We start from the raw sequence: 18,955 nt of genomic DNA, 5'->3' as shown, positions 1-18,955 counted from the left end.
GTACCTGGCTTATAGTGATTCCCAATGAGTGATCCGCGATGAGTGGATCCGCGATGGCGCGGCGGCGCCAGGCGAACGACGCACACCAATGAGAATGCTTCTCATTATCACATAAAGAGATCAAACCGGCATCCCGGGCTTGAGAGTTCCGGGCAGACAACGAGGTCGCAATGAATGAATTTCGCTTCAGGGTGTTCGGCAAGCTGGTGGCCGTGACAGGCCGGCCGGGGGCACGGCGGGCGTTTTACCTTGGGCCCGAGGGCAAGCGAAGGCCGGCCGATTTCATCGTGCCGAAGGATATTGCCGACGCCGACCTGGCCGAATACCTCGGCGACCTGTTCCACGAGGATGCGACGCCGCGCTACGACTCGGTGGAGCGGCTGGACTAGCTTCCCTGGCGTCTCAGCGCCGCAGCGCCAGGTCCACCACGAGGGCCGCCAGCAGCAGGAACGACACGCCCTTCCAGAAGGCCACCGGGCTGCGCTCGATCAGCGGCGGGCGCGTGCGTTCCAGGAAGGCGCGGTTCGGCTGGTGCAGGTCGTAGACGAATTCGTCGACATCCGCGTAGCGCTTGCCGGGGTCGACCTGCACCGCCTTCTCGATGGCGGCATCGACCCAGGCCGGAATGGTCCGGTCATGCTCGCGCGCCGGTACATACACCAGCTTGCGCTGCGAGGCGCGCGTCTTGGCCTGCGGGATCTGCACGCCGTACGGCAGGTGCCCGGTGAGCATGTGGTAGGCCAGCACGCCCAGGGAAAACACGTCGGAACGCACGGTGCCCTGCTCGCCCAGGAAGTACTCCGGAGCGGCATACAGCGCCGCGCCGGCCAGCGTGAAGCCGGGCACCTCGGGCGCCATCTCCAGCACGCCGGCCACGCTGGCCGAGCCGAAGTCGATGATCTTGGCGGTGCCGCTGCGGTCGATCATCACGTTTTCGGGACGGATATCCTGGTGCAGCATTTCCAGCCGGTGGAAGGCGCGCAAGCCCTTCGCCACCTGGGCAACGATGCCGCGCGCCGCGTCCAGTTCCGGCTTGCCCCGGTCGCGCAGCCATTGCGCCAGCGTCACGCCTTCGATGTATTCGGTGACCAGGTAGACATAGCTGCGCTGCCGCTCGTGCACCACCGGTTCGCTCACGTGCGGACTGACGATGCGCCGGGCGATCCATTCTTCCATCAGGAAGCGTTCCAGGTAGGCGGGGTCGTCGCGCAGGTCGATGGACGGCGTCTTGATCGCCACGGATTCGCCGCTGGCCACGTCGAGCGCCAGGTAGATGTGGCTGCGGCTGCTGCCGTGCAGCGTGCGCATGATGCGGTAGCCGTCGAATTCGCTGCGCGGTTCGAACAGCGGGGGGAATGGCAGTTCGGCCATGCGCTGCAGCAGTTCGTCCGCCGCGTGCGCCTGCAGCGTTTCCACGCGCACCAGCTGCACGGTGAGGTTGTCGCCGCTGCCGTTGGCCAGCGCGCGCGCCACCAGCAGCCTTGCCGCTTCGTTCAGGTCGGGGCCGGACGACAGTGCCTCGCTCACTTCCGCCGCGGACACGTATTCGTGCACGCCATCGCTGGCCAGCATGAACAGGTCGCCTGGCCGCACTTCCACCGCGCGGTAATCGATCTCGAGGTGCGCGTCGACGCCCAGCGCGCGCGCCAGGTAGCTCTGCCCGGGCGACACCCACACGCGATGGTCCGTCGTCAGCGGCTCCAGCGCGCACCCTTGCGGCCCCGCATGCACGCGGATGATGCGCGTATCGCCGATGTGGAACAGGTGCGCGGTGTTCGACTTGATCACCATCGCCGACAGCGTGCACACGTAGCCGCGGTCCTTGTCGTAGCGCCCCTGGCCCTGCTGGGTCTGCGCATACAGCCAGGAGTTGGTGGCCGCCAGCACGCGCTCGACGGACGTCTTCACCGACCAGGCATCGGAGGTGCAATAGTAATCCTCGAGGAAGGCGGCCACCGCCGTTTCGCTGGCGATGTGGCTGACATCGCTGCTGCCGATGCCGTCGGCCACCGCCAGCGCGGCGCCCTTGACCGACAGCTGCGGCTCGTGCGGCACATAGCTGCCGTGGAAGTCCTGGTTGACGGCCTTGCGGCCGGCATCCGTGTGCTGGCCGATGGACAGCGTCAGTCGGGTGGGCATGGTAAGAGAAGGATGCCGGCCGCGCGGGCGGCCGGCATCCTGGGTCGGCGATGCAGGCGGCTGGCTTGCATTCAGTTGGATTTACCTCGGTTGAATTTACCTCGGCTGGCTTTGCCTCAGTTGAACTTACCTTAGTTGAATTTCCGTTTTGCGCCGGTGCGCACGTGCGTGGAGTACAGCGTGAGGCCGGTGAAGGCCAGGCCGCCCACCAGGTTGCCCAGCACGGTCGGGATCTCGTTCCAGATCAGGTAATCCATCACCGTGAAATTACCGCCCATCATCATGCCGAACGGGAACAGGAACATGTTCACCACCGAGTGCTCGAAAGCCATGAAGAAGAACAGCATGATCGGCATCCACATCGCCAGCACCTTGCCGCCCACGGTGGTCGAGACCATCGCGCCGACCACGCCCATCGATACCATCCAGTTGCACAGCATGCCGCGGATGAACAGGGTCAGCATGCCGGCCGCGCCGTAGGCGGCATAGCCGGTGGTCCGGTTTTCGCCGATGTGGGCCACGGTCTGGGCGATCTTGCCGCCGTCGGTGTTGAAGCCGAAGGTGAACATGTAGGCCATCAGCACGGCCACCGTGAAGGCGCCCAGGAAGTTGCCGAGGAAGACGATGCCCCAGTGTTTCAGGATGCGGGGAATCGTCACGCCCGGGCGGCGGTCGATCCAGGCCAGCGGGGTCAGCACGAACACGCCGGTGAGCAGGTCGAAGCCCATCAGGTACAGCATGCAGAAGCCCACCGGGAACAGCATGGCGCCGATCAGCGGGACGCCGGTGGCCACCGTGCAGCTGACGGCGAACACGGCCGCCAGCGCCAGGATGGCGCCGGCCATGTAGGCACGGATCAGCGCGTCGCGGGTGGCCATGTAGATTTTCGATTCGCCCGCGTCCACCATCTTGGTCACGAATTCGGTTGGGACCAGGTATGCCATGCTTGCTTCTCCTTAGGTTCGGTCGGTGAGCTTGCGCTCTTATGTGTGGAATACCTCAGGATGAGCAAGAAGCGGGCCAGAACCATGGGAGGGGCAGGCGGTGCTTGCCCGGCAGGGAAGGAACGCCCGGCCGGCACCTGGGCGGCATAGGGCAAAGCGCACGAAGTTGGGCCGCCACGCCATGCACTGGTGCGGCGCTGCACCAGCCGGGACCGCGATGCGCGATGGCGGCGCATCGCGCCGAACAAAGTCCATTCGGCCGCTGCCCGACGGCGGTGCGTTCCGCGGCCCTGCACGATGATCGGCCCCCATCCGGGAGCGTGCGCCTGTCCGTGGTGCGTTACGGGGGCCTAGGCGGCCTGGGCCTGCGTCACCGAACGGGGCAGCGTGATCACCACGGTGGTACCGCTGCCCGGGGTGGATTCCACGCGAATGGTACCCTTCAGGATGCCCGTGACGATGTTGTAGACGATGTTCATGCCCAGCCCTGAACCGCCCTGCCCCATCCTGGTGGTGAAGAAGGGATCGTAGATCTGGTGCAGCGTGCGGTCGCTCATGCCCACGCCATCGTCGGTGAAGCGCAGTTCGGCCATGTCCTCGCCCAGCGGGCGGGCGGCGATGGTGACCAGCCCATGCGGCCGGCCCTCGAAGGCGTGCAGCAGCGCGTTGTTGATCAGGTTGCTGAGCACCTGGCTCACGCTGCCCGGGTAGGAATCGAAGTCGAGGCTGTCCGGCACGTCGACCCGGGCGGCACAGCCGGCGCGCCGCAGCTGCGCGGCGAACGTGGCCAGCGTGTCGCGCACCACGTCGGCCAGGGCGAACGGGCGGCGCTGGTCGGACGCCTGGTCCACCGCCACCTGCTTGAACGAGGTGATCAGGTCGGCCGCCTTGCCGAGCGAGCCGGCGATGATGCCGCAGGCGGTCTTCGCATCGTCGAGGTGCGCCTCCAGCGCCGAGCGCCGCACGCCCGGGCCGTCCAGCTGGCGCCGGAAATCCGTCACCATGTCGCCCAGCGCGGTCGCCGTCAGCAGGCTGTTGCCGATCGGCGTATTCAGTTCATGCGCGATGCCAGCCACCAGCGCCCCCAACGAGGCCATCTTCTCGGACGTGACCAGGGTATCCTGGGCCTGCCGCAGGCGGTCCAGCGCATCGGACAGTTCGCGGTGCGCCGCGTCCACCTGCGCCTTCTGCCGCGCCAGCTCGGCCAGGCTGTTGCCGAGCGCCGCCTCGGTGCGGCGCCGGTCGCTGATGTCGCACAGCACCCAGACGCAACCCTTGTCGGGGGCCTGCCGGTCCAGCATCCGCCCGTTGACGATGCACCACATGCTGCCGCCATCGCGCCGCGCCAGCTCCAGTTCGCGGTGCATGCGCTGGCCGCCCGGACCGCACACGAAGGGATCCGGCCCCGCGTGCCCGTGCTGCACCAGCGTGGCCGTGGGCCGTCCCGCCAGCGCCCCGTGCGGATAGCCCAGCATCTCTTCCATGCCGCGGTTGCAGCGGATGATGCGGCCATCGGAAAACAGGCCGATGCCGACTACGGCGCTGTCCTGCAGGGCACCCTGCTCTTCCAGCGCGGCGCGCAGCGTCTGCGCCAGCGCCCGGCGCCGCTGCAGCGTGACGAGCAGCACGCCGATGAGCGCACTGATCAGGAAGCCGCAGCCGCCGATCAGCCAGATCGTGCCCTCGTCGCGGCCGTAGCGCGCGCCATCGTAGCCGGCCACCTGCACCAGCCAGCGGCGCTGGCCCACGTTCAGCACCGCCTTCGACAGCAGCCCGGGCACCGTGGTGCGTGCTTCGCGCCTGCCGCCCAGCTTTCCGGCACTGTCGAACATCAGGCCATCGATGGCCGGCGCGAGCCCGGCATCGTCCTGCATGTAACCGGTATCGTGGATCACCACGTGCAGGTGGCCCAGCATCTGCGGATCGATCACTTCGCGCATCAGGTCCGTCATGCGGAACACGATCGCCACGAAGCCCACCAGCGCCGCGCGGCGTTGCTCCACCGTGTCGAGCGGGGCATTCTTGCGGTAGACCGGCAGGCGGGCGATGAAGCCGGGCTGGCCGCTGGCATCCTGCACCAGCGTGATGCGCTCGGTGGCCACCAGCTCGCCGGTGTCGCGCCCCAGTTCCAGCGCGCGCAGGTGGGCCGGCAGCGCGGCCAGGTCCAGCCCGAAGGCGTTTTCATTGCCGGCCATCGGTTCGTTGTAGACGATCGGGAAATGCTCGCCGCGCACGATCGTGGGATGGATGCGGTAGCCGGGATAGCCGCCCGGCAGCACGCCGGTATCGGCCCGCACGCCGGCCACGTGCCCGGCCAGCTCCGCTTCCGGCACGCGCAGCACCCACTGGATCGCCTGGAAGCCAGGGTAGCGGTCGGTCAGGCGCAGTTCGCTGACGTAGCGGTGGAAGTCGGCACGGCTGGCGGGGCCGTGCACGGCGAACGTGCCGCGGATCGCCAGCAGCGTGTCGAAATAGGTCTTGAGGCGCGCTTCGGTATCGCGCGCCACCTTGTCCGTGTCACGGCCGAAGCGGTCGGCGATCTGCCGGTCCTGCGTCTCCATCGCGAACAGGCATGCCCAGGCGGTGAGGCAGATCCCGACGGTAAAGGCCAGGTAACCTTGTGCACGCATTGCGTCCCCTGCTTGTGCTTATATTCTGCAAGCGACTATAGCATGGGGGGCGGGAGCGAACAGCGCCGGGCCGGACAGCAGGGGCTGGTGTCCGGCGGCGAAAATCCTGGGAAGTGGCGCTTGCCGATATGCACGGCCAGTGGCCCGTAGCAAATCGCCGGCTGCGGATCACCGACCGCGGATCACCCCGAATGCAGGCGGGTCATCCACGGCGGCCGATCCACGGCGGCTACCGGCACTGGAAAGCGCCGGGTTGGTTACTCGATCAGCGCGGGAGTACCGTCTGGAAGGAAGGCGCCAAAGCAGCGTGTGCATTCCAGGCAGAACAGGTGCGGCACCCGCACGCTCTTCTGTCGCAATACCAGCTGCAGATGGCCTTCGGCACAGACGGGGCAGGTTTCACGCATGGTGCCGCAGGTACGGATCTCGTCCGCAAGATAGGTGTCGTCGTAGCGCACCCCGTCGACCACGGTCTGGGGGTCGAGTTGCACGAGGTACAAATGGGCAGCGTCGAGACGCTGGTCACCTGGCTGCGCATAGTGCGAGTTGTCTCGCGATTCTGCACGGTTGCTTGCACGATTCATTGTGAGCCTCCTGGCCCGCCAACGGAGGAAAGACGGGCCTGAACACCTTAGCCAAATCGGCCGACGCTTGCAAGCACATTCGTCCGCTCAAAAGTAGGTTGCAATTGTATCGCGCACTATCTATACTGGCGGCATGAATACTCCGACTCCCACTCCGCCGCCTTCCGGACCTGCGCCGCAGGTTCCCCAGCTCGACCAGCAGCTGTGCTTCTCGCTGTACTCGACCTCGCTGGCCATGAACAAGCTGTACCGCAAGCTGCTGCGCAAGCTCGACCTCACGTATTCGCAGTACCTGGTGATGATGGTGCTGTGGGAACGGAACGAACAGACCGTAAGCGAGCTCGGCGACAAGCTGTTCCTCGACTCCGCCACGCTGACCCCGCTGCTGAAGCGGATGGAACAGGCCGAGCTGATCACCCGCACGCGCTGCGCGAACGACGAACGCCAGGTCATCATCGCGCTCACCCCGAAGGGCGACGCATTGCGCGAAGGGGCCAAGGCGATCCCCGCCTGCGTGCTGGCGGCCAGCCAGTGCAACCTGGACCAGATCAAGGACTTGAAGGCGCAACTCGACTCGCTGCGCGGCAGCCTGGCCGACGCGAGCTGAATTGCCGCGAGCTGAGCGGGCGTCGCGGCGATACGACACGGGCGCCGCACCGCCACGCCGGGCGTTTTCCCTGGCCGGACAGCGGACGTCCGGCGCCGCGCCCCAGTGGCGCGGTTTGCCGCATGCACTGTCCGGCACGGACGTCCGCGCCTTCCGGCGTGGCCATGCTCCCAATGAATTGTTTCAAGGTTGTTACAAGCGAACCGCCAGCATTTACTGACGAGCGCGCTTAGAATACCCCGGCTGTTTCCACAAAAACACGAAGGAGTATCGCCCGGCCAGACCCGGCACGGCGCGGCACCCTCATTGCCCTGGGGTATCAATGAAGCGCCTGCCTATCGTCACTTCCATCATCGCCAGCCTGGCCCTTGGCCTGGCTGCTTCCGCCATTGCCGCCGAACCGCCGGCCGGCAAGTTCGACGACAAATTCCGCCAGCTCGACGAGCTGCTGCCCACCGCCACGCCGTACCGCACCGCTTCCGGCGCACCCGGCCACCAGTACTGGCAGCAGCGCGCCGACTATACCATCCGCGCCACGCTGGACGAGGCCAACCGCTCGATCTCGGGCACGGAACAGGTCACGTACCACAACAACTCGCCCGATACGCTCACCTACCTGTGGCTGCAGCTGGACCAGAACATCTACCAGCCCGGTTCCGATGCGCGCCGCGTGCAGACGGCACCGTCGCGCGAGGCGTGGATGAAGCCGCAGGGCGAGGAAGGCGGCGCCAAGTTCGAGGGCGTGCGCGCCGTGCTGACGGGCCGCGAATTCGATGGCGGCTTCAAGCTGTCGAACATCCGCACGGCCGGCGGCGCCCCGCTCAAGTACGTTGTCAACGGCACCATGCTGCGCATCGACCTGCCGTCGCCACTGAAGCCGGGCGACAAGGTCAGCTTCGGCATCGACTGGTCATACAAGATCAATGAACAAAAGGTGCTCGGCGGCCGCTCCGGCTACGAGTATTTCGAGGAAGACAAGAACGCCCTGTTCGAGATCGCCCAGTGGTTCCCGCGCATGGCCGCGTACTACGACGTGGCGGGCTGGCAGCACAAGCAGTTCCTCGGCTCCGGCGAGTTCACGCTGGAGTTCGGCGACTACGACGTGAAGATCACCGTGCCGGCGGACCACATCGTGGCCTCGACCGGCGAATTGCAGAACCCGGGCGACGTGCTGACGTCGGCCCAGCGCGACCGCCTGGCGAAGGCGCGCACGGCCAGCAAGCCGGTGCTGATCGTTACCCAGGCCGAGGCGGAAGCGGCGGAAAAGAGTGTCAGCAAGGCCACCAAGACCTGGCACTTCAAGGCGAAGAACGTGCGCGATTTCGCCTTCGCCTCGTCGCGCAAGTTCATCTGGGATGCCCAGGGCTACAAGAAGGACGGCACCAGCGTGCTGGCCATGTCGTACTACCCGAAGGAAGGTAACCCGCTGTGGGAGCGCTATTCCACGCCGTCGATCATCCACACGATCGAGCAGTACAACAAGTACAGCTTCGACTATCCGTACCCGATCGCCATCTCCGTGAACGGCCCGGTGGGCGGCATGGAATATCCGATGATCTCGTTCAACGGCCCGCGCCCCACCAAGGACAAGAAGACCGGAGAACTGACCTATTCCCAGCGCACCAAGTACGGCCTGATCGCGGTGATCATCCACGAGGTGGGCCACAACTATTTCCCGATGATCGTCAATTCCGACGAGCGCCAGTGGACGTGGATGGACGAAGGCTTGAACTCGTTCGTCGAATACCTGGCCGTGCAGGCCTGGGAAAAGGACTTCCCGATCGGCCGCGGCGACCCGCGCGACATCACCGCCTACATGCGCTCGGCCAACCAGGTGCCGATCATGACGAATTCCGAATCGCTGCTCCAGTTCGGCAACAACGCCTATGCCAAGCCGGCCACCGCGCTGAACATCCTGCGCGAGACGATCCTGGGCCGCGAACTGTTCGACCATGCCTTCCGCGAGTACTCGCGCCGCTGGAAGTTCAAGCGACCCACCCCGGCGGACTTCTTCCGCACCATGGAAGACGCGTCCGGCACGGACCTCGACTGGTTCTGGCGCGGCTGGTTCTACACGACCGATGCGGTCGACATCAGCCTCGACAACATCACCGAGTTCAATATCAATACCAGGGACCCGGAAATCGAGAAGGCGTGGCAGCGCGCCCGCAAGGCCGAGGAACCGGTGTCGATCACGGACCAGCGCAACGAGGGCATGGAACGCCGCATCGACCGCCACCCGGAACTGAAGGATTTCTATAACGAGCACGACCAGTTCACCGTCACCAACGCGGACCGCAACAAGTACCGCGAAGCGCTCGGCGAACTGGAGCCGTGGCAGAAGGACCTGCTCAAGCAGGGCAAGTACCTGTACCTGGTCGACTTCACCAACAAGGGTGGCCTGGTGATGCCGCTGATCCTGGAAATCACGCTCAAGTCGGGCAAGAAATACATCGAGCGCGTGCCGGCCGAAGTGTGGCGCTATTCGCCGAAGAAGGTGACCAAGCTGCTGGTGACGGATGAACCGATGACGGCGCTGGCGCACGACCCGTACTGGGAAACCGCCGACATCGATACCAGCAACAACGCCTGGCCCCGCAAGGCCACGCCATCGCGCCTGGAACTGTTCAAGATGGAGCGCAAGCCGAACGACATGATGAAGGACTTCAATGCCCCGCTGAAGGGCGACGAAGAGGCGGCGAACGGCCAGAAGAACGGCGCAAAGGCCGACGCAAAAGGTGCCGATGCCGCCACCCCGGCCAATGGCGCCGCGGCCAAGCAGCAGGCCGAGACGCAGCAACTGAAAGACCCGGCGCCAGCACAGGCGGCACCGGCCCGGCCGAAGGCCGAGCCGAACGCGGAGCCGGCCCGGTAATGCCACGCTGGCTGACGATGGCCGCCCTCGCGGCGGCGCTGGCATCGGGCGCCGCCGCGGCCCACAACTACCATATGGGCCTGGCCGATATCGGCTACAACGCCGACACCGGCAACACCGAGATCGTGCACACCTACACCGCGCACGACGTGGAAACGCTGCTGGCGAACCTGTACGGCCGCCAGTTCGACCTGGGCCTCGAGGAAGACCAGGAAGCGCTGCGGCGCTACCTGGACAAGCGCTTCGTGCTGACCGCCGGCGGCCGGCACCTGCCGCTGCAGTGGGTGGGCATCAAGGCCAGCGCCGACACGATCACCGTGTACCAGATGGTCGCCGGGGCCGCGCTGCCCGCCGGCACGGTGCTGAAGAACGGCGTGCTGGCCGATTTCCTGCCCGGGCAGATCAATACCGTCAATGTCGGCGGCAGCGCCGGGCGGGCGGCGGCCACGCTGACGTTCACGGCGGCGCAGGACGAGCAGCGGCTGCCTTGAGTGTCATCGGCTTACGTTTCCTACCCCAAGTGCAAATTCCGGGGTCAGACCCGCCGGGTCTGACCCCAGCCCTTCGCTGTTGGGGTGCATGCATGCGCTTTCAATGTGTCGGGCAATGCTTAACTTAACTGCATTAGCATCCGGCGCCGGCCTCCGCTCCACGAATCAACCCATGAAAAGAACCCTCCTCGCCTCCGCCCTCGCGGCGATCGCCCTGTCCGCCCACGCGGACGATCCGTTCCTCCCCCGCGTGACGATCGATGCATCGCGCATCAGCCAGCTCGGCATCGCCGACTCGGCGGCAGAAGGCACGGTGACCGGCCGCCAGCTGGCGGCGCGCACCGTGTACCGTCCCGGCGAATTGCTGGAAGCGGTGCCCGGCCTGGTGGCCAGCCAGCATAGCGGCGAAGGCAAGGCCAGCCAGTTCTACCTGCGCGGCTTCAACCTCGACCACGGCACCGACCTGCGCACCACGGTGGACGGCATGCCCGTCAACCAGCGCAGCCATGCGCACGGCCAGGGCTGGACCGACCTGAACTTCGTCATCCCGGAACTGGCTGCGCGGCTCGACTACCGCAAGGGCCCGTATTCGGCATGGGGTGGCGACTTCGCCTCGGCCGGGGCCACGGAAATCGCCTACGCCAGCCGCCTCGCGCGCGGCATCGCCAGCCTCGCCGGTGGACAGAACGGCTACGGGCGCGCGCTGGTTGCCGGGTCGGCCGACATCGACCGTGGCGCACGGCCGGGGGCATTGCTGTACGCGCTGGAGACGATGCACAACGATGGCCCGTTCACGCGGGGCGACAATTACCGCAAGGTGAACGGCGTGCTGCGCTACAGCGAGGGCTTCGCGAACAACGGCTTTCATGTAACGGCGATGGCCTACCGGGCGAAGTGGCACGCCACCGACCAGATCCCCCAGCGCGCTGTCGACAGTGGCGCGCTGGGCCGCTTCGACAATATCGATCCCACCGATGGCGGCGGCGCGCACCGCTACAGCCTGTCCGGCGCGTGGGCGCGCAGCTCGGACGCCAGCTCCACGCGTATCTCCGCCTACGCGATCGCCAACCGGCTGGCGCTGTTCTCGAACTTCACCTATTTCATGGACGATCCGGTCAACGGCGACCAGTTCGCCCAGCCGGACCGGCGCGTCACATCGGGCTTCGATGCCAGCCATGCCTGGCATGCGCACGGCGCGGACGATGCCTTCGCATCGACGACGACGGTGGGCATCACGGCGCAGAACGACAACATCCACAACGGCCTGTATGGCACGAAGGCGCGCCGGGTCATCGCCACCACGCGCGAAGACCATATCGTGGAAACCAGCGGCGCGCTGTTCATCGAGAACCAGACGCGCTGGAATCCGTTCGTGCGCACGGTGGCCGGCCTGCGCGCCGACCATTACCGCTTCGACGTGGCGAGCGACCGCCCCGCCAACACGGGCAAGGCCAGCGACACGATGCTCTCGCCCACCATCAGCCTGGTCTTCGGCCCATGGGCGCGCACCGAGTTCTATGCGAATGCCGGCACGGGCTTCCACAGCAACGACGCGCGCGGCACCGTGATCGCCGTCGATCCGAAGACGGGCGAGCCGGTGGACCGCGTGACGCCGCTGGCGCGCACGCGCGGCCTCGACCTGGGCGTGCGGAGCGAATGGATCCGCGGCCTGCAGACGTCGCTGTCGCTGTACCGGCTCGACATGGCGTCGGAACTGGTGTTCGTCGGCGACGCCGGCACCACCGAGGCGGGCCGGCCGAGCCGCCGCCATGGCATCGAATTGTCGAACTACTACAAGCCGGTGAAGTGGCTGGCGCTGGATGCCGATCTCGCCTATGCGCGCGGGCGCTACCGCGATAGCGCGCCGGAAGGCAACCGGATTCCCGGCGCGGTGGAAGGCGTCGCGCAACTGGCGGCCACGGTGACGCCGGAGGGACCGTGGTCCGGCGCGCTGCGGCTGCGCTGGTTCGGCCCGCGCCCGCTGGTGGAAGACAACAGCATCCGCTCCGCCGCCACGCTCACGCTCAATGGCCGCATCGGCTACCAGCTCGGCCGCCGGCTGCAGGTGGAGCTGGAAGCATTCAACCTCACCAACCGGCGCGATGCGGCGATCACGTATTACTATGCCTCGCAACTGAAGGATGAAGCGGCGCCGGTGGACGATTACCATTTCCACCCGATCGAATCGCGCTCGCTGCGGCTGTCGCTCAGCTACGCGTTCTGACCCGGCGGCTGGTGGCGCCGGTGCCGACAACGCGGTTTGCTGCCAGCCCCCAAAAAAGTAACTTCTGAATTGCTCCCCTGACACACTCGCTGTTGAAGTCGTACAATAAGACAATATTCAGACATCCACCGAAGGTCCGCCATGACGCCGGAGTTCACATCCCTCGATCACGTTGCGCAGGCGCTGCGCACGCAAGGCTGGGCGCTGCTGCCGCCCGCCGACGTGGCGGCACTGTCCGGCACCCCGCTGGCGCAGCTCGATGCGCTGGCGCCGGCCTGGGACAGCCTCGAGCTGGACAATTACCTGAAGGACGGCGGCCGCTATCGCCGCCGCCGCCATTCCTGCTTCGTGCAGCGCGTCCAGGAAGAACGCGAACTGGCCCAGACCGCGCACCGCGCGCACTGGCAAAGCGTGGAATACAACGCGCTGCATGGCGGCATGCACCGGATGTTCGAACCCGTGCTGCCGGAAACCGTGGCGGCGCCGGGCTGGCAGGGCTTGCTCACGGCGCTGGGCCGGCTGTTCTCCAGCGTGCGCGGCGAACCCACGTGGTATGTGGAAGCCCATCAGTTCCGCATCGATACCGCCGACGGCATCGGCCGGCCCACGCCGGAAGGTGCGCACCGCGACGGTGTCGACTACGTGGCCGTGATCCTCGTCGGACGGCATGACATCAAGGGGGGCGAGACGCGCATCTTCGAGGCCGATGGTCCGAACGGCAAGCGCTTCACGATGACCGAGCCCTGGACCATGCTGCTGCTCGACGATGCGACCGTGATCCACGAATCGACGCCGATCCAGCCATTGGGCCCGCATGGCCACCGCGATACGCTGGTGATCACCTACCGGGCCGGCGGCTTCCAGGGCGAGCAGCAGTCCGGCGCACCCGCAGTCCCGCAGTAGCGCGCGGGCGCCGCGGCGCCCGCAATTCATTTATAGTCGAACATGGTAAAACCGGATGAAAGTTCAGGGCAGGCGCGTGGATTCCACCTACGAAATCGAACCAGATGAAATCGAGATCCTGATCGTCGAGGACAGCCCGACGCAGGCCGAGCGGCTGCGGCGCCTGATCCAGTCGGTGCGCTACAAGGCACGGGTGGCCGGCAATGGCCGCCTGGCGCTGGAGGCGATCGCCGCGCGCAAGCCGCACCTGGTGCTGTCCGATATCGTGATGCCGGAGATGGATGGCTATGAACTGTGCCGCGCTATCAAGGCCGATGCGGCGATGCGCGACATCCCCGTCATCCTCGTCACGTCGCTGAACGACCCGAAAGACATCATCCGCGGCATCGAATGCGGCGCCGACAATTTCATCCGCAAGCCGTACGCCGAAGACTACCTGCTGAACCGCATCGGCCACATGCTGGTCAACCAGAAGCTGCGCAAGGACCAGAACATGGAGGTCGGCATCGCCCTCTACCTGGGCGAGCAGAAACACTTTATCAATGCCGAGCGCCAGCAGATCCTCGACCTGCTGATCTCCACCTACGAGCAGGCGGTGCAGGTCAACAGCGAATTGCAGGCGCGCGAGCGGCAGGTGATCGAATTGAACATGCGCCTCGCGCACCACGCGGGGCAGCTGGAGACGATCAACCGCGAGATCGCGCTGAAGAACGTCGAACTGGGCGAGGCGAGCCGGATGAAATCCGCGTTCATCGCCAACATGTCGCATGAACTGCGCACGCCGCTGAACGCCATCATCGGCTTTACCGGCGCGCTGCTGATGAAACTGCCCGGCCCCCTCACGGACGAGCAGGAAAAGCAGTTGAACACCATCCGCGGTTCGGCGCGCCACCTGCTCTCGCTGATCAACGACATCCTCGACGTGGCGAAGATCGAGGCTGGCAAGGTCACGCTGTCGATCGAGCGCCTGCAATGCCAGGACGTGGTGCGCGAAGTGGCGGAAACGCTGCGTCCGCTCGCCGCGCAGAAGGGCCTTGCGCTGGAAGTCGTGCTGGACGAGCAGCCGATCACGATCGACACGGACCGCCGCGCCCTCGCGCAAATCCTGATCAATCTTGCCAACAACGCCATCAAGTTCACCGAGAAGGGCTCGGTGCGCGTGTCGCTCGCGCGGCGCACGCTGGACGATGGCACGGTCGCCGCCGAATTCTCCGTCTCCGACACCGGCGCCGGCATCCGCGAGGAAGACCAGGCCAAGCTGTTCCACGCCTTCTCGCAACTCGACTCCACCTCCACCCGCCATGCCGAGGGTGCCGGCCTCGGTCTCTACCTGTGCCAGAACCTCGCCAATGTGCTGGGCGGTTCGCTGTTCTTCCGGAGCGAGTTCGGCCAGGGCAGCACGTTCACGCTGCAGCTGAAAACGACCTGACGCAGCCACGCAACTGACAAGACTATAGCCGCGTATGTTTTACGCAACCGCAAAATATTTTTGCGGAGAGCACTGTTGCGCCTGTCGCACACCCCGCCCTTTTACTCAGCTGAAGAAGGCTTGGTAATTTGCGATTTGCGCTTGGCGATATTCGCCATACCGCGCCAGCGCCGAATTTTGTTGCAGTGCACATAACCGCTGGAAACGCTTCCCCTGCAGAGCGGACGCGCGCACGGTAGTTTTACGGTATTGCAGCGCAACATATCCCACGCTATAGTGGAACCGTCTCCTCCAAGCGTTCTCCGAACAATTGGACCTCGCCCGCAGCCTCTGGCCCGCGGGCATTTTTTTTGCCCGCGCCGTAATCCTTGGCATTTTTTTGCCCGCGCCGTACATTCGGCATTTTTTTGCCCGCGCCGTAACCTCGGCATTTTTTGCCCGCGCCGTGTGTTTGTCATTTTTTCCACTGCCACGTAAACAAGCCCACCCCAAGTGCAAGTTCCGGGGTCAGACCCGGCGGGTCTGACCCCAGCAGTTCGCCTTTGGGGTAATTGCAGCGCTACCAACAGGCTAGCGCTCCCAAACAAGCGGCATTACGGTCTTCCCCCGCAATCTGGGAAATGTTTCCTGAAACCGGGGTCTGACCCCGGTTGTGGGAAACATTCGGGGCTCAGCGCAGCCAGCGCCCGAAGAAGTCGCGCAGCCGGCGCCGTACAGCGTCTTCCAGCGCGGCCGGGTCCTTGCTGCAATACAGTTGCGGGTCGGGCTGGATCGGGGTGGCGGGGTTCCGGGCGTTGTAGATGTTCGCCAGCCGGTGCGCGTCGCTGAAATCGCCGTGGCAGGAACCGGCCATCACTTCCAGCTCGCCATGACCCTGGCGGTTCTGCCACAGCGGTTTCATGGTGGGCTCCTCGACGGGTACGCCATTGATCGCGTGCACGCTCTGCAGGATCATGAACGGCTCCGTCCACGGCTGGTCGAGATCGCCGTAAACGGTGCCGTCCAGGTTGACCGCCGCCTTCACCCGCTCGTCCGTGCGCTGCACCTGCAACGCCGTGGCGCCGCCGAACGAGTGCCCGAACGCGCCGATCCGGCCCATGTCCAGCCGGCCGTCCAGCAAGGCGCCGCGCGTGGCGTTCTGCCGCGCCAGCCAGTCCAGCACGCTCTTCTCGTCCGCCATGGTGACGGCGAGCCGCGCATTGGACCGGACCCAGTGCGCCGCCTCGGCCGCTTCCTCGTCTTCCCATTCTTCCGCCACTTCCTCGTAGCGGACGATGCGGCCGTCCGGCAATGGCGTGGGGCCGGAAACAAACGGATGGTTGATCGTCACCACCACGTAGCCATGGCTGGCCAGGTCTTCCGTCAAGCCGGCATACGCTTGCGCGTTGGCGCCCAGCCCCGGCGAAAACAGGAGCACCGGTGCCGCCCGCTCGATGGCCGGCGCCGCCTCGCGCCATGCGTGCCCCTGCGGCCTCAGCGTGGCGGGCCACCAGTCGATACCCGCGTACACTGCTTCGTCCGCGTAGGGCATCCGCACTCCCCCCGACATGCCGGGCGAAACCCGCGCCGATGCCGGATACAGCACGCGCACCTGCAGCGCGCGCCGGTCGCCGGGCGTTTCCGTCATGGGCTCGTCGCGCGCGTCATCGGTCACCAGGTACTCGGCCGCGCCCACGCAATGCGGTCCGGTCGGCGCGGTGCTGCGATACGGTTCGGCGGCACTGTCGGGCAAGCCGCAGCGGCTCGCGTAGGTGACGGGGACAGCGGGCGCGGGCGGGTCGCCCCCGCCGCATGCGGCCAGCAGGCACGCCAGCAAAGCAGGCGGCGTCAAGGCAAGGCTACGGATCGTGTGCACGGCATTCTCCAGGTCATGGGTCATGGCCGCGAGTCTAGGCAGGCAAGGTGAAGATTGGCTAAAGAGCAACAACTCACGCTGTCAAATAAATTAGTTAAACGAATGACCTACTTATATCAATCGTTTTAAATCTGTGATCTAATCGGCAGATGTCAGAAAAACACATCCGCAAACCCCGGTCGGACGGCGAGCAGTCGCGCGAGCGCCTGCTGGGCGCGGCCATGCAGCTGTTCGCCGCGCAAGGTTTCAACGCCACCTCCACGCGAGAGATCGCCCTGGCTGCCGGCGCCAACGTGGCCGCCATCGCCTACTACTTCGGCGACAAGGCCGGCCTGTACCGCGCCGCGCTGACGGACTTCATGCCGCCGCCGGAAAAGAACATCGCCCACTTCGACCAGCCCGGCTTCACGCTGCGCGAGGCGCTGCACGGCTATTACACGCAATTGCTGGCGCCGATGATGGAAGGCGATGCGGCCCAGCTACGGCTGCGCATGTGGCTGCGCGAAGTGCTGGAACCCACCGGCATCTGGCAAAACGAGATCGACAACGGCATCCGCCCCGAGTTCGACGCGCTGGCCGCCGTGCTGGCGCGCCACCTGGAGGTACCGGTGGACGACGAAGTGCGCCGGCTGGTGCATGCCGTTGCCGCGCTGGGCGCGCACCTGATGATCTCGCAGGACATCGTGGCCGCCGTCACGCCGCAGCTGCTGTCGGCCCCGGACGCGCTGCAGGACTGGATTCCCAGGCTGGTCGATTACGCCGAGGCGATCGTCACGGCCGAACGAACGACAAGACAGAAAGGAGCAGCATGAAGCCAGCAGTACCGATCATGAAGTTGACGATGGCGCTCGCGGTCGCGCTGGCACTGGGCGGCTGCGCGCTGTCCGGCCCGCCACCCGCCGTCGATGCGCAAGCCCCCGTCCAGTGGCAGGCGCCGCTGCCGCACGGCGGCACGGTGGACCAGCTGTCCAGCTGGTGGCGCAGCCAGGGCGACCCGCTGCTGGCCAGCCTGGTCGAGGCGGCGCAGGCGGCGAGCCCCACGGTGGCCGCGGCGCGCAGCCGGCTGGCCCAGGCACGCGAGGCGCGCGTGGCCACTGGCGCGGCGCTGGCGCCCACGGTCGACGCGACGCTGACATCGACGCGGGCCAGCCAGCAGAGCGCGGCCCTGCCCAGCAACACCACGTCGCAGGGCTACCTGCAGGTGTCGTGGGAGCTCGATATCTTCGGCGCCAACCGCGCGGCGCGCGACGCGGCACAGGCCCGCTATGAAGGTGCGCAGGCCGGCTGGCACGACGCCCGCGTGTCCGTGGCGGCCGATACCGCGAACACCTATTACCAGTTCCGCGCGTGCGAACGGCTGCTGGACGTGGCGCGGCAGGACGCCGCCTCGCGCGCCGATACCGCGCGGCTGACGGAGCTGAGCGCGCAGGCGGGCTTCGAGGCGCCGGCCAACCTGGCGCTGGCGCGCGCCAGCGCGGCCGACGCGGCCAACCGCGAGATCGCCCAGCGGGCCCAGTGCGAAGTGGACGTGAAGACGCTGGTCGCGCTGTCCGCCATCCCCGAGCCCGAGCTGCGCAGCCGCCTCGCCGGCGGCGCGGCCGAACTGTCGCCGGCGCGCGGCATCGCCATCGATTCGCTGCCGGCGCAAACGCTGGCCCAGCGCCCGGACGTGTTCAATGCCGAGCGCGAAGTGGCCGCCGCCAGCTTCGAAGTGAGCGGTGCCCGCGCCCAGCGCTATCCGCGGCTGAGCATCGCGGGAAGCATCGGCCGCGGCCAGATCCACGCGGCCGGCGACAGCGTGACCGCGGGCACGTGGACCATCGGTCCGGTGCAGATGACGCTGCCGGTATTCGATGCCGGCCGGCGCCGCGCCTCGGTCGAGGCGGCGCAGGAACGCTACGAAGCCGCGGTCACGACCTACCGCGGCAGCGTGCGGCAAGCCGTCAGCGAAGTCGAACAGGCGCTCGTCAACCTGCAGGGCACCGACCTGCGCGCCGTGCAGGCGCAGGCCGCGCTGGATGGCTACCGGGCGTCATTCACGGCGGCCGAAGACCTGTACCGGAACGGCATGGGCAGCCTGCTGCAGCTGGAAGATGCGCGCCGCACCCGCCTCGCCGCCGAGAACGCGATGATCGCCGTGCAGCGCGAACGCAGCGCCGCCTGGATCGCGCTGTACCGCGCCGCCGGCGGCGGCTGGAACCGCGACAACCCGAATACCTCCGTGATATCCACCGCGAGCAACCCATGAAGACAACGAACGACAAGCTGAACGAC

General features: G+C 66.5%; 14 protein-coding genes. 9 read left to right on the top strand and 5 right to left on the bottom strand.

All coding sequences use genetic code 11. The features are described from left to right. Nucleotides 1-170: 170 nt before the first annotated feature. On the top strand, nucleotides 171-389 hold the full coding sequence (locus tag EYF70_RS03465; protein WP_131144157.1) for a DUF7661 family protein: 219 nt from the start codon (nucleotides 171-173) through the stop codon (nucleotides 387-389). Nucleotides 390-402: 13 nt separating this feature from the next. Here the strand turns inward: EYF70_RS03465 and EYF70_RS03460 are convergent, their stop codons facing one another. The 4 genes from EYF70_RS03460 to EYF70_RS03445 form a co-directional block, all read right to left on the bottom strand. Continuing rightward, nucleotides 403-2,139, bottom strand: coding sequence for a bifunctional protein-serine/threonine kinase/phosphatase (locus tag EYF70_RS03460; protein ID WP_131144156.1), 1,737 nt, complete (start codon nucleotides 2,137-2,139; stop codon nucleotides 403-405). Nucleotides 2,140-2,270: 131 nt separating this feature from the next. Next, the gene (locus EYF70_RS03455; protein WP_131144155.1) at nucleotides 2,271-3,083 is read right to left on the bottom strand and encodes a formate/nitrite transporter family protein; all 813 of its coding nucleotides are present in this window, start codon (nucleotides 3,081-3,083) and stop codon (nucleotides 2,271-2,273) included. Between the two features lie 350 nt (nucleotides 3,084-3,433). Beyond that, on the bottom strand, nucleotides 3,434-5,713 hold the full coding sequence (locus EYF70_RS03450; protein WP_131144154.1) for a CHASE domain-containing protein: 2,280 nt from the start codon (nucleotides 5,711-5,713) through the stop codon (nucleotides 3,434-3,436). A gap of 257 nt (nucleotides 5,714-5,970) precedes the next feature. Then, entirely contained in the window at nucleotides 5,971-6,297 is a 327-nt protein-coding gene (locus tag EYF70_RS03445; protein ID WP_131144153.1) for a hypothetical protein, read from the bottom strand. Between the two features lie 133 nt (nucleotides 6,298-6,430). Here EYF70_RS03445 and EYF70_RS03440 point away from each other — a divergent pair, with 133 nt between their 5' ends. From EYF70_RS03440 to EYF70_RS03415, 6 genes are all read left to right on the top strand, one after another. Continuing rightward, entirely contained in the window at nucleotides 6,431-6,904 is a 474-nt protein-coding gene (locus tag EYF70_RS03440) for a MarR family winged helix-turn-helix transcriptional regulator (RefSeq protein WP_131144152.1), read from the top strand. Between the two features lie 322 nt (nucleotides 6,905-7,226). Beyond that, a complete protein-coding gene (locus tag EYF70_RS03435) occupies nucleotides 7,227-9,779 on the top strand; it encodes a M1 family metallopeptidase (protein ID WP_131144151.1) in 2,553 nt (850 codons plus the stop codon). Next, complete coding sequence (locus EYF70_RS03430; RefSeq protein WP_131144150.1) at nucleotides 9,779-10,270, top strand: DUF6702 family protein; 492 nt, start codon at nucleotides 9,779-9,781, stop codon at nucleotides 10,268-10,270. Before EYF70_RS03435 ends, EYF70_RS03430 begins: the two co-directional genes overlap by 1 nt. A 172-nt stretch (nucleotides 10,271-10,442) precedes the next feature. Then, the gene (locus EYF70_RS03425; RefSeq protein WP_131144149.1) at nucleotides 10,443-12,494 is read left to right on the top strand and encodes a TonB-dependent receptor; all 2,052 of its coding nucleotides are present in this window, start codon (nucleotides 10,443-10,445) and stop codon (nucleotides 12,492-12,494) included. A 141-nt stretch (nucleotides 12,495-12,635) separates the two neighbouring features. After that, complete coding sequence (locus EYF70_RS03420) at nucleotides 12,636-13,397, top strand: 2OG-Fe dioxygenase family protein (protein WP_131144148.1); 762 nt, start codon at nucleotides 12,636-12,638, stop codon at nucleotides 13,395-13,397. Nucleotides 13,398-13,473: 76 nt separating this feature from the next. Next, nucleotides 13,474-14,826 carry a hybrid sensor histidine kinase/response regulator gene (locus tag EYF70_RS03415; RefSeq protein WP_131144147.1) on the top strand — a complete coding sequence of 451 codons (1,353 nt, stop codon included), beginning with the start codon at nucleotides 13,474-13,476 and terminating at the stop codon, nucleotides 14,824-14,826. Nucleotides 14,827-15,496: 670 nt separating this feature from the next. On the opposite strand, the gene EYF70_RS03410 is transcribed toward EYF70_RS03415, so the two are convergent. Then, the gene (locus tag EYF70_RS03410) at nucleotides 15,497-16,705 is read right to left on the bottom strand and encodes an alpha/beta hydrolase family protein (RefSeq protein WP_131144146.1); all 1,209 of its coding nucleotides are present in this window, start codon (nucleotides 16,703-16,705) and stop codon (nucleotides 15,497-15,499) included. 125 nt (nucleotides 16,706-16,830) lie between these two features. Between EYF70_RS03410 and EYF70_RS03405 the strand changes: the two genes are divergently transcribed. After that, entirely contained in the window at nucleotides 16,831-17,493 is a 663-nt protein-coding gene (locus EYF70_RS03405; protein WP_131144145.1) for a CerR family C-terminal domain-containing protein, read from the top strand. Then, on the top strand, nucleotides 17,490-18,929 hold the full coding sequence (locus EYF70_RS03400) for an efflux transporter outer membrane subunit (protein ID WP_229420686.1): 1,440 nt from the start codon (nucleotides 17,490-17,492) through the stop codon (nucleotides 18,927-18,929). The genes EYF70_RS03405 and EYF70_RS03400 overlap by 4 nt, the downstream gene beginning before the upstream one ends. Nucleotides 18,930-18,955 lie beyond the last annotated feature (26 nt).

The sequence above is a fragment of the Pseudoduganella albidiflava genome (assembly GCF_004322755.1).
Lineage (GTDB): Bacteria > Pseudomonadota > Gammaproteobacteria > Burkholderiales > Burkholderiaceae_D > Rugamonas > Rugamonas albidiflava.
Note: the sequence above shows the minus strand (reverse complement) of the source record. Positions and strands in the feature narration are given on the sequence as shown.

What these genes read in the sequence shown, in the direction of transcription:
- EYF70_RS03430 (WP_131144150.1), top strand. Translation starts at nt 9,779, where the DNA reads ATGCCACGCTGGCTGACGATGGCCGCCCTCGCGGCGGCGCTGGCATCG.
- EYF70_RS03420 (WP_131144148.1), top strand. Translation starts at nt 12,636, where the DNA reads ATGACGCCGGAGTTCACATCCCTCGATCACGTTGCGCAGGCGCTGCGC.
- EYF70_RS03440 (WP_131144152.1), top strand. Translation starts at nt 6,431, where the DNA reads ATGAATACTCCGACTCCCACTCCGCCGCCTTCCGGACCTGCGCCGCAG.
- EYF70_RS03460 (WP_131144156.1), bottom strand. Translation starts at nt 2,139, where the DNA reads ATGCCCACCCGACTGACGCTGTCCATCGGCCAGCACACGGATGCCGGC.
- EYF70_RS03455 (WP_131144155.1), bottom strand. Translation starts at nt 3,083, where the DNA reads ATGGCATACCTGGTCCCAACCGAATTCGTGACCAAGATGGTGGACGCG.
- EYF70_RS03405 (WP_131144145.1), top strand. Translation starts at nt 16,831, where the DNA reads ATGTCAGAAAAACACATCCGCAAACCCCGGTCGGACGGCGAGCAGTCG.
- EYF70_RS03450 (WP_131144154.1), bottom strand. Translation starts at nt 5,713, where the DNA reads ATGCGTGCACAAGGTTACCTGGCCTTTACCGTCGGGATCTGCCTCACC.
- EYF70_RS03410 (WP_131144146.1), bottom strand. Translation starts at nt 16,705, where the DNA reads ATGACCCATGACCTGGAGAATGCCGTGCACACGATCCGTAGCCTTGCC.
- EYF70_RS03400 (WP_229420686.1), top strand. Translation starts at nt 17,490, where the DNA reads ATGAAGCCAGCAGTACCGATCATGAAGTTGACGATGGCGCTCGCGGTC.
- EYF70_RS03445 (WP_131144153.1), bottom strand. Translation starts at nt 6,297, where the DNA reads ATGAATCGTGCAAGCAACCGTGCAGAATCGCGAGACAACTCGCACTAT.
- EYF70_RS03465 (WP_131144157.1), top strand. Translation starts at nt 171, where the DNA reads ATGAATGAATTTCGCTTCAGGGTGTTCGGCAAGCTGGTGGCCGTGACA.
- EYF70_RS03435 (WP_131144151.1), top strand. Translation starts at nt 7,227, where the DNA reads ATGAAGCGCCTGCCTATCGTCACTTCCATCATCGCCAGCCTGGCCCTT.
- EYF70_RS03425 (WP_131144149.1), top strand. Translation starts at nt 10,443, where the DNA reads ATGAAAAGAACCCTCCTCGCCTCCGCCCTCGCGGCGATCGCCCTGTCC.